This is a genomic window from Paenibacillus sp. CECT 9249, assembly GCF_918697855.1.
In the GTDB taxonomy this organism is placed as follows: Bacteria; Bacillota; Bacilli; order Paenibacillales; family Paenibacillaceae; genus MSJ-34.
The window spans coordinates 190,539-204,035 of record NZ_CAKKLI010000003.1 but is presented as its reverse complement, the minus strand read 5'-3'; the positions used below and the strand labels follow the sequence as shown (position 1 = coordinate 204,035).

Here is a 13,497-nt window from a genome sequence, read left to right as displayed (position 1 = left end):
CGATTTTCTGCGCCTAAAGTTTCCGAAACGGATAATTTGACGACATTTTGTTTACAATACTCTCGAATGCCAGTAAGTAAATATCGCGGGAGGTTGATGTAAATCATGGCAAAAGTCGCGCTGGAAGACAGCCTGAATTCGGTGGCGGACGCATTGCAAAGGGACGGGCATGAAGTCGTATCCATGAACAATGTGGCCGATTGCGATTGCTGCGTCATCTCGGGACAAGATAAAAACGTTATGGGCATGAGCGGAATCGAGACGAAAGCTTCCGTCATTAACGCCCAAGGATTAAGCAGTGATGAAATCGTAAACCAAGTAAACCGGGCTGTCAACAACAAAAGGTAAGCAAAATATTTCGTTAACGTACTGATCGTCGCGCCCTGCTCGCTGAAGCGAAGAAAGGCGCGATTTTGAAGTTATAAAATAGTAAACGGCTAATACTAATAAAAGAAATACAAGTTTACCGTTATGGTAGAAAAAAGGAGGAGAAAGGATGAAAGCGGATTCAAATAAAGGTAGAAGCGTATCGACGGTTATCATTGCTTTGCTGTGCGCCTTTCTATTATTTGGTTGTTCGACGAATAGAACGGCCGATCCCGGCGGTCAAGACGAAGGGGGCTCCAAAACGAAGAAAACGATCACGATAACCTACCGTGACGACGGCACCGGGCAGAATGGAACGCTTTATAAATGGATTATGGATGTCTCCTCTAGATACCCCAATAAAGACGTGGAACTGAAACCTGCACCGATCCAAGCGTCGGAAGGAGATTATTTCGCGAAAGTCGCCTTAGCGTTGAAATCGAAAGATACGGCGCCGGATATTGTTACGGAAGACACGTTTATATTGAATGCGGATGCAAGTGCCGGTTACCTCGAACCGCTGGACGATAAACTGAAAGATTGGGAGGATTGGACCAACGGTTCGTTTATCGAAGCGATGAAGAAAGGGGTAACGGCAAGCGACGGCAAAGTATACGGCGTGCCGTATAATACGGATTCGAGAGGACTTTGGTATAATAAGCAAATTTTCAAGCAAGCAGGGCTTCCGGAAGATTGGCAGCCGAAGACATGGGATGACGTGCTGGAGACAGCCAGAACGGTCAAAGAGAAAGCGGGCGGCGATACTGTGCCTATTTGGATGAACATGGGCAAAGCGACCGGCGAGGCGACGTCGATGCAAACCTATGAAATGCTGCTGTACGGCACCGGCGAAAGATTATACGACGACGCAGGCGGCAAGTGGATTATTAAAAGCCAAGGAATTCTCGACGCGCTTCGTTTTATAGAAACCGTCAATAAGGAGAAACTGGGCCCTCCGCTCTCCAAAGTGTTGAACGGGCAGGCGGGCAACACGTCGACAAGAGAATATTTACCGCAAGGAAAGCTGGCCATCTCGCTCGACGGTTCGTGGATTACCGGCAACTATTTAGATGGAGGGGCGTCCCCTTGGCCGGAATATAAAGATGTGCTCGGATTCGCCCCGATGCCGACAAGTCAAGGGCAGGCGCCCGGATCGATCACCCTTGCGGGAGGCTGGGCACTATCGATTCCGAGCAATTCGAAAAACAAGGATGAAGCATGGGACATTATTAAGTTCGCCCTAAATAAAGAAAATACGCAAAAATTGGTTACCGCTTCGGGAAGCTTGACCGTTCGCGCGGACGTCGCGAAAGATCCCGGTTATGCGGAAATGCCTTTCTATCAAATCGCCACCGACTATTTGCAAAACGCGGAATTCAGGCCGGCACAGGACAAATACCCGGAAGTATCGACGCAAATTCAAACGATGGTCGAGTCGGTTGCGACCGGCACTTCCCCCGAAGATGCGATGAATAAATATGCGGCGGATGTGACGCGAATTGTCGGCAAGGATTTTGTTGTGGAGAAATAACGCTCCGGCTTGCTTAGGCTTCTCCTTGCAAACAAGGGGGTCTAAGCAAGCTTTTCATTCTCATGATCGATGCATGCGGAAGGAGGAATACAATGAGCAGTTTGACCGCAGCTTCTGCCTATAAGAAGAACAGCACGTATACTTGGCTTTTCTATTTGCTTCCGTCGGTTGTTATCATGCTTTTATTTTTTATCTATCCGATTTTATTGACGTTTTTCTATTCGTTCACCAATTTGGCTCTAACGGGAGAATCGGCCAAACAATTGCAATTTATCGGAATCGACAACTATACTCGCATGTTTCAAGACCCCACGGTCACCGTCAGCATATGGAATACGTTGATATTCCTGATCGGTTCGGCCGTCATCGGCCAGCAAGTGTTGGGTTTTCTCATCGCCCTCTTGATGAAGAAAAAAAACAAGATGTTCCGGCGTGTCGTCGGCACGATCGTTCTGGCGGGCTGGGTAACGCCCGAAATCGTATGCGCCCTTTGTTTGTACAGTTTTTTCGGCGACGAAGGGACTTTGAACTCGATCATTACATTTTTCGGAATCCCTGCGGTTACTTGGCTGTTTACCGTTCCGATGCTTACCGTCATTATCGCGAATATTTGGCACGGCACAGCGTTCTCCATGCTCGTCTTTCAGGCGGCGCTTGACGATGTGCCTGCGGAAATCGAAGAAGCGGCAGTGGTCGACGGCGCTTCCAAACTGCAAATTTTATTTCGCATTATTATCCCGTACATCAAAGAATCCATTACAACCAATATGATGCTTGTTACGCTGCAAACGCTTGGCGTGTTCGGCCTCATCTACGCGATGACAGGCGGGGGGCCGGGAACCTCGACGACGACGCTGCCTATTTTTATGTACAATCAAGCATTCGTCAATTACCAGCTCGGTTATGGAACGGCCATTTCCTTATTGTTGTTGTTGATCGGCATCATTCTCAGTTTGTTCTATATCCGCTCTATGAAAACTGTACATTGACAAGGAGAATTGTTATGAATGCGAAACAACGTAACATGGTGTACCGTATCTTGCCGAATGCCATTTTAGCTTTCATCGGAATTTGTTTTTTGCTGCCTCTGCTATGGGTTTTCGTCGCCTCGGTCGATCCGAACGCCATGCAAACGCTGAAAATGCCCAAGCAAATAACGATGAACAATTATATCGATGTCATATCCGACGCCGCCAATCAGCGCGCTTTCCTGATCGGTCTGTTCATGTCGCTGGGCCAAGCCGTGCTTGTCGTCGCCTTGGCGATTCTGGCCGCTTACCCGTTGTCCCGCTACCAATTAAAATATAAGAAGCCGTTTATGCTGACCGTTCTCTTTATGACTTCTTTGCCGATTACGGCCGTCATGGTTCCGGTGTACCAGCTTTTTCTTAGCATTAAACTGTACGACAATATTATAGGCGTCATTCTGTTCTATGTCGCATCGGCTATGCCCTACGGAATATGGATGCTCAAAAACTTTATGGATTCGGTGCCGAACGACCTGGAAGAAGCGGCATGGGTGGACGGTGCGTCGATCTTTACGGGCATTCGCAAAGTGGTTGCGCCGTTAATGATTCCCGGCATTTGCACCGTAGCCATATTCACCTTTTCCGGCAGTTGGGGAAACTTCTTCGTACCGTATATTTTGTTGCAATCGCCGGATAATTTTCCGGCTTCCGTAAAGCTGTACCAGTTTTTCGGACAATACGGCATGGTCGATTACGGCCGGTTAGCGGCTTTCTCCGTATTGTACGCCTGTCCTTCCGTCGTGCTGTACATTTTATCGCAACGCTTCATGTCGAAAGGGTTCGGCTTGCAAGGGGGGACGAAAGGCTAGCGGCGGCATTAAGCCCAAAAAAAAAGCGCTCCCGCTTCATTGCGGGAGGCGCGATTATTTCGATTCCGGTTTTCTCCGCGGGATGCTGAGCGTCTGCCAGTCGCCGCTCTTCAAATGCTTGCCCAAGAAAACCATTTGCCCGACATGGTACGCGTAGTGGGACACCTGTCTCTGGATCGCTTGCAGCGCCGTATGCGCTTCGCCGCGTATGTAGACGGTGCGCAGCAAATCGTCCGCGGTCAATGCGCGGAGGGCGGCAAACACCGTGTTCCAGCCTTGTTCCCAGCGTTCCAACAGTTCGCGGCGGTCGAGCCTTCCGGCTTCAAATTCGCCGTCTCTGTCCCGGTCTGCCTTCTCCCCGTCGGTCGTCAGGAAATCCGTCCAGCGGGACAGCATATTGCCATGCATATGTTGAATAAGAATCTCCATCGAATTGGACTCCGGGTCGAGTGCCACGTAGAACTGCGAATCGTCCAACTGCTCCAATGTTTTGTCGGCCAGCTTTTTCATGCTTTCAAACGTCCTTATCGCATCTTGCAAGTATGCGGCGGCAACATTCATGAGGCCATCCTCCTTTTATGAAAATAATTGCTATCTATCTCACTTTACCGCATTTTGGCGCGCAAATACAATCGATCTATTCACGTGCGTCCGTCCGCACACGGTCATCTTCGCTTTTGCATCGACCGCTTGCTCCAACAGGATACGAGCAATAAGCCAAGCAATGAGCCAGAGATGGGCGCAACGACGATGATCCCAATCGTATTATAGCTAGGCGACAGCCATAATTTGAATGCGGTTGTGAGCAGTCCACAGAGCGCAACACCGGCCCAATACAGCATCTTTCGGGTACGGTTGACCGCATCGGCTCTCGATTCGTGCAGTACGGCGCTGCCGTTCGCCGGCGCGGCGGCCAATAGCCAAACAATAAGTCCGAACTCCGCGATGAGGCCGAGCAAGGACAAGCCGTATTGGAGCAATTTATAAGCAGGAGAACCTAGCAATATCGGTTGCTGCAGCCATGCCCATTGCTGTACGAAGGAACCGCCCTCATGCGTCCATGCGTCAACAAAAATATGCGTGGCAAAACCTATGACTACCGATCCGACAAAGACGATCCATTGCCTCCATGTCCGCAGCTGCCAAGGCGTAATGAGCGCGGCGGCCCTTCGATCAAGCTGCCAAAATGCCGGCAAGTGGCGTACAAGCTTCCGCTTCACGATGAAATGAAACAAAATGGCAAACAGGACGGACAACGGGATCACTTGCAGTATTAGTCCTTTTATCGAATGTCCGATCGTCGCATACGGCTCCAGAGCAAGAAAATATTCAAAATCCGGCCCCATCGCCCCCAGTACGAGCCCGGTCAAACTGAACCAGGCGGGTCTCAACTTGCGCAAGGGGAGGGCGTATATAGGATGTGCGAAGGTGAAGGGCATACCGTTTTCCTTTCTAAAATAATGTTGGGTTATCGGTGAGTTGCCGGCCAATCACGCTGACAACTTCCATGAACTCGAATCCGCAGCCTTTTTCGATGCAACGCTAGTGCCTTGTTCCCTCTTTTTCCGCCCTTTTGTCGAAATCCCCTTCGCTAAGGATAGGGAGGAAGTACATCAAATCCGGCGTTTCTGAACGAAAGGGATATCGACAAAGGGAAGGAATGGTCATCATACCGCTCTATCAATTCCAGAGATGCTCGACCGTTTTAATCAGAAAACAATTCATCTAACACCTTTCCCCTGTTCTCAAGAAAGCGTCTGGTTATAATATAATGCAGCGTATCTTCGTATCGAATCTCCCGAACCGGCTGCGCGTCAAAATTCAAAATTTGCGCGTTAGGGTAACCAAGCAAAATCGGAGAATGCGTTGCAATGATAAACTGAGCTTCATTCTCCAAATTTTTGATGATTCGCATGAATGCCAATTGCCTTGCGGGTGACAGAGCTGCCTCCGGTTCGTCCAGCAAGTAGATCGCCTTTTTGCCGAATCGGTGGCTAAACAGGGAGAGAAAGGCTTCGCCATGCGATTGTTGATGCAAGGATCGACCGCCATAGTACCGTAAACTATCCGGCATTGTTTCTAAATGGGAAGCAAAGTGGTAAAATGTTTCCGCCCGCATAAAAAAACCGTTTGTAATCTTAGGCATCCAGGAAAGCCGGATATGATCGCCTAATCCGGAGTGGGAAGCATCCACTTCGTAGTAATTGTTCCTGCCGCCGCCCGCCGTATTGAACCCGCATTGGAAGGCGATCGCCTCGAGAATCGTCGATTTGCCCGATCCGTTTTCTCCGACGAAGAACGTCACGTTCGTCTTAAACTCAAGGGAAGTCAATTTCCTTATCGCTGGAATGTTAAATGGATAATCAACCGTTCCGGTTTTATTTATAATCTCAAGTCTGCGCAAGAACATGCTATCATCTCCAAGTGCTTCAACGCGTTATACTATCGTTTCTAGTGATCATACGAACCATTAAAATGCCGCTTAAGATGCCGAAAATGATATTCGTATGTAAGCGGAAAAATAAATATCCAACTATGGTGGTCGTCCAACTGTTAATCGGAAAGAGAGGCAGAATGGATAATAACAAGCATACGATTAACGGGATAACAAGCCAATAACGAAATGCAAATTGTTTTTTCAATATTTTCAGGCAGCCGGGCCATTCGAATACAACTCCCAGACAAACGCTGAAAACGATTATTTTCAATTGTTCCATTGAACCAGCAAACTAATGAGTATAAAGACAATTGTTTTTCGCATAAAATTCACCTCACCTAGTAGACGAATGGCGGGCGACATTGTTGACTTTTTTCTTTGGAATGCTCCGGCAAATTAAACAAAACAGCCAACGCGTCATCACGTTTCCCGCGAAGGAAAGAGCGATACCGTTGGCTGCATTGTACCGGCTAAGCCGATGTATTCTGCGCTTCGTTTCCGTTGAGTAAAAATTCTTTCAACTTCTTGATTTGATGTCTTTCCCCCGCTACGACCAATGTCGATTCCGGCGCAAATTTGTAGTCCGGAGCGGGATTAATATGTTTTTTATGGTCTTTCTCGATAATGGCGATGATTGTCGCCCCCGTCGTTTGGCGGACATCCAATTGGGCGATCGTATATCCGATGCATTTCGCGCCTGGTTCTACCTTATACCACTCGATTACCAGATCGTCCAGCGCCACCTCGATCGTCTCGAGCGCTTTCGGGCGGTAAGTCATGCCGCCGATAATTCCCGCGATCAAACGGGCTTCGTCGTCGTCAAAGCTGACCATGGAAACGCTCTCTTCCGCATCGTCATGGTCGAAATGATAGACCTCCCGCCGCCCGTCGTCATGGATAATGATAACGAGTTTGTCGCCGCTGCGCGCTTCAAGCACATATTTATGTCCGATTCCCGGCAAATCCGTTTCTCTAATATTCAAAGAAATAACCTCCAATATGAGTTTGACTTATTTTTTTTTATATTTTCGTCTAAGAACATGCTGTACTGGGCACGAAGCTCGACGTAAACTTAATGGGCATTAGAAAGAGACGTTTCATCTTGATCGGGATGAACGTTCGGTAACTTACGATAGAGTAAACAAAGATACATATAAGCAACAAAAAAGACGGCGGAACGATGGTTCCGATTTTTACAAACCAATGCATGGCAGGGAAAAAAATGTGCCTGACCGAATGATGGCTTTTAATCACCTTTACTTCGTGCATCGCATCCCCGAGCGGCTTCGAACCCGCTTCCATACTAAAGGGAACGAAGGCGGTACAGATCATGAGTACGATCATAATGCTTACGAAAGGCTTGCTATGAAACCTGAGTTGTCGGGCTCCCGTCATACATCCACCTCCGATCGTAATCGCCTGCCTCCGGCATGATGCGGCAATCTTTATGTTAGGTTATCATGTTCGATTTTTTAAATCAAGCTTCAGTTGTTGTAATTTTTCGCCTCTAAATCTATTTTTTTAAACAAAAAAAAGACATACCCGCTGCGAATCCCGTAACGGATATTAGCGCAGGCAGATATGTCTTTAGCTTAACAATCGGGGCGTTGGGTACGATCGTTATACCCCTAACCATTTCTTGAACATATGTTTCGTCGTTTCCTTGTTCATTTCGGCGATCGACGTCGTAAGCGGGATGCCTTTCGGGCAGGAGCGGACGCAGTTTTGCGAGTTGCCGCAACCTTCGATTCCGCCTTCCTCCATCAACGCTTCCAAACGCTCTTCCTTGTTCATTTCGCCCGTCGGATGGGCGTTGAACAAGCGAACTTGCGAAATCGGCGCCGGGCCGATGAAATCCGATTTATCGTTTACGTTCGGGCAGGCTTCCAGGCAAACGCCGCATGTCATACATTTCGACAATTCATACGCCCATTGACGCTTCGATTCCGCCATCCGCGGTCCCGGACCGAGGTCGTAGGTTCCGTCGATCGGAATCCAAGCTTTCACGCGCTTGAGCGAGTCGAACATCCGTCTGCGGTCGATGATCAAATCGCGAACGACCGGAAACGTACGCATCGGCTCAACGCGGATCGGTTGCTCCAGCTTGTCGACGAGCGCCGCGCAGGCTTGGCGCGGTTTGCCGTTGATAACCATGGAGCAGGCGCCGCATACTTCTTCCAAACAGTTCGATTCCCAGCAAACCGGAGACGTCTTCTCGCCCTTCGTATTGACCGGGTTTCGTTGAATCTCCATAAATGCGCTAATCACGTTCATGCCCGGCCGGTACGGCACTTCGAATTCCTCGGTATACGGCTTCGAATCCGGTCCGTCCTGACGCGATACGATAAACTTTACTGCTTTAGGTGTCGCCGTAGTTTCCGCCATCGTTTATTCTCCTTTCTTCTTATCTGTCGAGTAATCGCGCTTGCGCGGCTTGATCAAAGAGACGTCCACATCTTCGTAGCCGATTTCCGGACCGTCCGGCGTCCATTTCGCTTTCGTCGTTTTCAAGTATTGCTCGTCGTCGCGTTCCGGGAATTCCGGCTTGTAATGCGCGCCGCGGCTTTCGTTGCGGAGCAACGCACCCTTCGTCATCGCCTCGGCCAGCTCCAGCATGTTCCACAATTGACGCGTAAACGAAGCGCCTTGGTTATTCCAGCGGGACGTATCCGTAATATTGATGTTGCGGTAACGCTCCTTCAATTCTTTGATTTTGCCGATCGTTTGTTCCAATTTATCGTTATAACGGACGACCGTCATATTGTTCGTCATCCATTCGCCCAATTCCTTATGAAGCGCGTAGGCGTTTTCCGTGCCTTCCATTTTCAGCAAGCTTTCGAACTTGTCGGCTTGTTTCTTCTTCTCTTGTTCGTAGATGGAAGAAGGAAGATCTTCAGCCGATTTGCTCAAACCGCGAATATATTCGACCGCTTTCGGTCCCGACACCATGCCGCCGAAGATAGCCGAAACGAGCGAGTTCGCCCCCAAACGGTTGGCGCCGTGATATTGATACTCGCATTCCCCTGCCGCGAACAGTCCGGGAATATTCGTCATTTGATTGTAGTCGACCCACATGCCGCCCATGGAATAGTGAACGGCCGGGAAAATTTTCATCGGCAGCTTGCGCGGATCGTCGCCCACGAATTTCTCGTAAATTTCGATAATGCCGCCGAGCTTGACATCCAATTCCTTCGGATCTTTATGCGACAAATCGAGATAAACCATATTTTCGCCGTTAATGCCAAGCTTCAAATCGACGCATACGTGGAAAATTTCCCGAGTTGCAATATCGCGCGGAACGAGGTTTCCGTATGCAGGATATTTTTCCTCCAGGAAGTACCACGGCTTGCCGTCTTTGTATGTCCAAATCCGGCCGCCTTCGCCGCGAGCCGATTCCGACATAAGCCGCAGCTTGTCGTCTCCCGGAATCGCCGTCGGGTGAATTTGAATGAATTCCCCGTTCGCGTAATAAACGCCTTGCTGGTACACCGCGCTTGCCGCCGTGCCTGTGTTGATGACCGAGTTCGTCGTTTTGCCGAAAATGATGCCGGGTCCGCCGGTCGCAAGAATGACCGCGTCCGACGCGAACGTAACGACTTCCATCGTACGCAAATCTTGTCCGCAAATGCCGCGGCAAGCCCCCTCGTCGTCAAGCACGACGGACAGGAATTCCCAATGCTCGTATTTCGTTACAAGTCCTGCCGCTTCATGACGGCGCACCTGCTCGTCTAGCGCATACAGAAGCTGCTGTCCTGTCGTCGCTCCGGCGAACGCCGTACGATGATGTTTCGTTCCCCCGAATCGGCGGAAATCAAGCAGACCTTCAGGAGTGCGGTTAAACATTACGCCCATGCGGTCCATCAGATGGATAATGCCCGGAGCGGCTTCGCACATCGCTTTGACCGGAGGCTGGTTCGCCAAAAAGTCGCCGCCGTAAACCGTATCGTCAAAATGCTCCCACGGCGAGTCGCCTTCCCCTTTCGTATTGACCGCGCCGTTAATTCCGCCTTGCGCACACACGGAGTGAGAACGTTTGACGGGTACAAGCGAGAAGAGGTCGACGTGAACGCCCGCTTCCGCGGCTTTAATCGTCGCCATGAGTCCTGCCAATCCGCCGCCTACTACTATGATTTTATTTTTAGCCATTCGCTTTTCCTCCTTTTAACCAAGTACCGCTGTCACGGAATTCAACATAGCCGTGGCCGCTTGGAATTCATCTCCGCGAAATGCGACCAGCGATAAAATAAACAATGTTGCCACGATCACGAACATTCCCATGCAAATATACGAGGATACGCGTTGCGCACGCGGACCGACGGTAATGCCCCAGCTGACGAGGAACGACCAGATCCCGTTGCTGAAATGGAATACGGCGGAAATGACGCCGATCACATAAAAAGCAAAGAAGAGCGGATTCGATACGATTCCGTTCATATGCCCGCCCAATCCTTCATGCGTTACGGTGCCAAGCGCGAGTTGGAAGCGGGTATCGTAAAAATGCCATACGACGAAAATAAACGTAATGACCCCTGTAAGCCTTTGCAGCATGAACATCACGTTGCGGCCGTAACTGTAGCTGCCGACATTGTTTTTCGCTTGATACGCGATGTACAGTCCATATACTCCGTGGAACAGCAGCGGAAGCCATATCCCGAACAGCTCCAGGAAAAAAATAAGCGGCAAGTCGTTCAGAAACTTTACGCTGGCGTTAAACCCCTCTTGACCGCCTTCAAATGCCGAGTAATTCGTCAGCATATGCTCAATAATGAATAAGCCGAGCGGAATGACCCCGAGCAAAGAGTGTAACTTCCGTGAATAAAAAGAAGTTCCTTTCATAAGTAAGCGTTCTCCTTTCAATAGATGCGTTCAATTGTCCATTATTATTCATTCGAAAAAGTGTGATCTATATCACCTTTTCACCATCTATCATCTTACTCCTTTTTAGCTTATAATGGAATTGCTTAATTGGTATTACTTATTATAACTTTTTTGCATATATACATGAAGAAGGAGAAATGACGATGCTAGATATCATGCATGAGTTTACAGTCGTCGTGGAACAATCCAGTTTGAACAAAGCGTCGCAAGTGTTAAATATATCGCAACCGGCCCTCTCCCGCAAAATATCCCGCCTGGAAGAAGACTTGGGCGTGCAGCTGTTCGTGCGCAAAGGCAAGCGGCTCGAACTGACGCGAATCGGGCAGTTGACGTACGAATTCGCGCTGGAGCTTCGCCAATTGCAGCATAACTATTTGCGGACCATCAACGAATACAGGCAAGAAGGCAAAAGCACGATAACGATCGGAGCCAGCTTGACCACGCTGCAATCCACCTTACCTGATATGATGAACATCTTTATGACCAAACATCCGGACGTCGAATTAAAAGCCATTACAGGCAAAACGCACGAGATCGCCTCGCTTGTCAAAGAGAAGAAAGTAGACATCGGGCTCGTCGCCTCGTTCATCGACGACAAAACGTTGCATTGCTTGCCGTTGTTCAAGGATCATTTATGCCTCGTCCTGCCGAAGCATCATCCGCTGCTCCTCGGCCGCCAGCCCGACCATCCGATCGGGATGAACGATTTCAACGGATTGCCGATGATTCTGTTCTCCAAAGGAACGTGGTACCGCATCTTGACGGACGAGCTGTTTCATCGGTACCGCATTATGCCCGACGTGCGCATGGAAATCGACTCCTTCGAGGCGATTCTCCGTTTGCTGGCGACATGCAAACTGGCGACGCTCCTTCCTCAATCGTATTTGCGGCCGCAACTGCTCGCGGACAACGAACTGGTCGTCGTCAACTTTAAAGAATTGGAGCAAACGCAGCGCACGACCGCTCTTATCTATGTCGATCCCGCTACGCTTAGCATGACGGCGCGGCATTTCATCGACGAAGCGAAGGCGTTTTTCAAAAAATAGCCGCACCTTGAAGAAGGTACGGCTCTCAAACGGCAGACGGCCCTATAGCTGCGGGATATCTGCGAAGATTATTTGGATTTCAATTGCCACGTCAAATCGTTAAGCCGGCTCATCGTTTCGGTTACGCCCGGATCCGGCTCGGCAGTCGCCTGGTATTGGAGCAGGAACATTCGCGCGAACATGATATTTTCCAAATCCGGTTTTTGCATGAACGAATCCATCCATGCCGCGACTTGCGACAAAGCGGCTTTTGCCTTCTCGTCAGCTGCCGTCTTTAACCGTTCCTCCGCCCATTGCTTTACTTTAAGCGCTTCGAAGACGCTCAGATCGGATAAACCTTTCTTCTTGGAAAAAGGCTTGGCGGGGTTCAGGCCGGCCTCGATTTCCTCCGCATCGGTCACGCCGTCTCCGTCCGAATCGCGGAAAGCGTCGCTGCGTTGATAGTCGATATTATGCTTGTAAATATGCTGCAAATCAAGGGTCGACACATAAGGGACAAAGTCCCACAATCCTGTGCCGAATGCGGTTGCCCGCTCGTAAGCGTATTCGATCGATTCCTTGTCGCCCGGGTTTGAATAATCGAGCGCCAGCACCGTAAGGCCCGTTCTTCGCTGCCATTCGCCGAGTTTGCTTGCGACATCCGTCGTCCATAATTCATCGCCGCCCGTCCATTGGCGATAGACGGCCCGCGGCGGATTCGTATCCCAATCGACCGTATCCCAATCGACGTTGCCGGAGAAAGATTCAAACATCAGCCCGTCGATATACGGGATCGCTTCGTCCATAATCGTCAAACCGCGATTCATGACGAGAATGAGGTCCGGGTAAGCCTCGCGAATTTCCCGGATCAGATCCGTCATCGCATCCTTCATGCCGGGTTCCACGTCGACCGTATCTACCGTATCGAGAAACAGCCCTTGAACGCCATATCCGGCAATCCGCGGAATCATCTTGTTCAAGACCAGATCATGCCATCCTTGATGGCGCACGTCGATAAATTGGGAATTCCAGTTCGTATTGTCTCCGAGCATCCATTTTTTATCGACAAACGGATAATACCATGTCTCCGGGTCCGCTTCCCCGATACTGATATAGCCGAGAGCGATCGTACCGGATTTTGTCAAATCGCGTATCCTTTCCTCCGTTTGCGAAGCCGTTTCCAAAATCGCAAGGTCGAACCGCTTCATCTCTTCGATTTTGTCCTCGCCGTAGTATACTGTGTAGGTTTGAACCCCCGACAATTTGTTTTTCGGGTAAAACCGGATTCCGTCCTTGACGAGCGGGGCGTCCGTTCGCGGCGTTGCCGCCCCGGCAGGCATCGCGAACCCGCAGGACAATAGAAGCAGCAGCATAACGACCCAACTTTTTTTCATGACAACTCCTCCATTACACTGGTTTCATA

13 protein-coding genes are annotated in these 13,497 nt (G+C 49.7%); 5 read left to right on the top strand and 8 right to left on the bottom strand.

Annotated features, from left to right (window positions below; all coding sequences use genetic code 11):
- The first annotated feature begins 105 nt into the window (after positions 1-105).
- From LQ229_RS04390 to LQ229_RS04375, 4 genes are all read left to right on the top strand, one after another.
- Positions 106-348 (top strand): YkuS family protein, encoded by a 243-nt coding sequence (locus LQ229_RS04390; RefSeq protein ID WP_216536627.1) that lies wholly within the window; start codon positions 106-108, stop codon positions 346-348.
- Between the two features lie 148 nt (positions 349-496).
- The gene (locus LQ229_RS04385; RefSeq protein ID WP_230191039.1) at positions 497-1,897 is read left to right on the top strand and encodes an ABC transporter substrate-binding protein; all 1,401 of its coding nucleotides are present in this window, start codon (positions 497-499) and stop codon (positions 1,895-1,897) included.
- Between the two features lie 92 nt (positions 1,898-1,989).
- Positions 1,990-2,886: a sugar ABC transporter permease gene (locus tag LQ229_RS04380; RefSeq protein ID WP_230191038.1), complete on the top strand. Its 897-nt coding sequence runs from the start codon at positions 1,990-1,992 to the stop codon at positions 2,884-2,886.
- Positions 2,887-2,900: 14 nt separating this feature from the next.
- Positions 2,901-3,734: a carbohydrate ABC transporter permease gene (locus LQ229_RS04375; RefSeq protein WP_216536630.1), complete on the top strand. Its 834-nt coding sequence runs from the start codon at positions 2,901-2,903 to the stop codon at positions 3,732-3,734.
- A gap of 54 nt (positions 3,735-3,788) precedes the next feature.
- On the opposite strand, the gene LQ229_RS04370 is transcribed toward LQ229_RS04375, so the two are convergent.
- The 7 genes from LQ229_RS04370 to LQ229_RS04340 all read right to left on the bottom strand — a co-directional run bounded on the left by LQ229_RS04370 (position 3,789) and on the right by LQ229_RS04340 (position 11,007).
- Positions 3,789-4,295: a DUF1572 family protein gene (locus tag LQ229_RS04370; protein WP_216536631.1), complete on the bottom strand. Its 507-nt coding sequence runs from the start codon at positions 4,293-4,295 to the stop codon at positions 3,789-3,791.
- A gap of 104 nt (positions 4,296-4,399) precedes the next feature.
- On the bottom strand, positions 4,400-5,173 hold the full coding sequence (locus tag LQ229_RS04365) for a DUF4184 family protein (protein ID WP_216536632.1): 774 nt from the start codon (positions 5,171-5,173) through the stop codon (positions 4,400-4,402).
- 266 nt (positions 5,174-5,439) lie between these two features.
- A complete protein-coding gene (locus LQ229_RS04360) occupies positions 5,440-6,144 on the bottom strand; it encodes an AAA family ATPase (protein WP_230191036.1) in 705 nt (234 codons plus the stop codon).
- A 497-nt stretch (positions 6,145-6,641) separates the two neighbouring features.
- Positions 6,642-7,154 carry a cation:proton antiporter regulatory subunit gene (locus LQ229_RS04355; protein ID WP_216536634.1) on the bottom strand — a complete coding sequence of 171 codons (513 nt, stop codon included), beginning with the start codon at positions 7,152-7,154 and terminating at the stop codon, positions 6,642-6,644.
- A 637-nt stretch (positions 7,155-7,791) separates the two neighbouring features.
- Positions 7,792-8,556 carry a succinate dehydrogenase iron-sulfur subunit gene (gene sdhB, locus LQ229_RS04350; RefSeq protein ID WP_216536635.1) on the bottom strand — a complete coding sequence of 255 codons (765 nt, stop codon included), beginning with the start codon at positions 8,554-8,556 and terminating at the stop codon, positions 7,792-7,794.
- Between the two features lie 3 nt (positions 8,557-8,559).
- Entirely contained in the window at positions 8,560-10,317 is a 1,758-nt protein-coding gene (sdhA, locus tag LQ229_RS04345; RefSeq protein WP_216536636.1) for a succinate dehydrogenase flavoprotein subunit, read from the bottom strand.
- 15 nt (positions 10,318-10,332) lie between these two features.
- The gene (locus tag LQ229_RS04340) at positions 10,333-11,007 is read right to left on the bottom strand and encodes a succinate dehydrogenase cytochrome b558 subunit (protein ID WP_216536637.1); all 675 of its coding nucleotides are present in this window, start codon (positions 11,005-11,007) and stop codon (positions 10,333-10,335) included.
- A gap of 185 nt (positions 11,008-11,192) precedes the next feature.
- On the opposite strand from LQ229_RS04340, the gene LQ229_RS04335 reads away from it, so the two are divergent.
- Positions 11,193-12,095 (top strand): LysR family transcriptional regulator, encoded by a 903-nt coding sequence (locus tag LQ229_RS04335; RefSeq protein ID WP_216536638.1) that lies wholly within the window; start codon positions 11,193-11,195, stop codon positions 12,093-12,095.
- 68 nt (positions 12,096-12,163) lie between these two features.
- On the opposite strand, the gene LQ229_RS04330 is transcribed toward LQ229_RS04335, so the two are convergent.
- On the bottom strand, positions 12,164-13,468 hold the full coding sequence (locus LQ229_RS04330) for an endo alpha-1,4 polygalactosaminidase (RefSeq protein WP_216536639.1): 1,305 nt from the start codon (positions 13,466-13,468) through the stop codon (positions 12,164-12,166).
- Positions 13,469-13,497: the final 29 nt, after the last annotated feature.

What these genes read in the sequence shown, in the direction of transcription:
- LQ229_RS04390 (WP_216536627.1), top strand. Translation starts at nt 106, where the DNA reads ATGGCAAAAGTCGCGCTGGAAGACAGCCTGAATTCGGTGGCGGACGCA.
- LQ229_RS04385 (WP_230191039.1), top strand. Translation starts at nt 497, where the DNA reads ATGAAAGCGGATTCAAATAAAGGTAGAAGCGTATCGACGGTTATCATT.
- LQ229_RS04380 (WP_230191038.1), top strand. Translation starts at nt 1,990, where the DNA reads ATGAGCAGTTTGACCGCAGCTTCTGCCTATAAGAAGAACAGCACGTAT.
- LQ229_RS04375 (WP_216536630.1), top strand. Translation starts at nt 2,901, where the DNA reads ATGAATGCGAAACAACGTAACATGGTGTACCGTATCTTGCCGAATGCC.
- LQ229_RS04370 (WP_216536631.1), bottom strand. Translation starts at nt 4,295, where the DNA reads ATGAATGTTGCCGCCGCATACTTGCAAGATGCGATAAGGACGTTTGAA.
- LQ229_RS04365 (WP_216536632.1), bottom strand. Translation starts at nt 5,173, where the DNA reads ATGCCCTTCACCTTCGCACATCCTATATACGCCCTCCCCTTGCGCAAG.
- LQ229_RS04360 (WP_230191036.1), bottom strand. Translation starts at nt 6,144, where the DNA reads ATGTTCTTGCGCAGACTTGAGATTATAAATAAAACCGGAACGGTTGAT.
- sdhB (WP_216536635.1), bottom strand. Translation starts at nt 8,556, where the DNA reads ATGGCGGAAACTACGGCGACACCTAAAGCAGTAAAGTTTATCGTATCG.
- sdhA (WP_216536636.1), bottom strand. Translation starts at nt 10,317, where the DNA reads ATGGCTAAAAATAAAATCATAGTAGTAGGCGGCGGATTGGCAGGACTC.
- LQ229_RS04340 (WP_216536637.1), bottom strand. Translation starts at nt 11,007, where the DNA reads ATGAAAGGAACTTCTTTTTATTCACGGAAGTTACACTCTTTGCTCGGG.
- LQ229_RS04335 (WP_216536638.1), top strand. Translation starts at nt 11,193, where the DNA reads ATGCTAGATATCATGCATGAGTTTACAGTCGTCGTGGAACAATCCAGT.
- LQ229_RS04330 (WP_216536639.1), bottom strand. Translation starts at nt 13,468, where the DNA reads ATGAAAAAAAGTTGGGTCGTTATGCTGCTGCTTCTATTGTCCTGCGGG.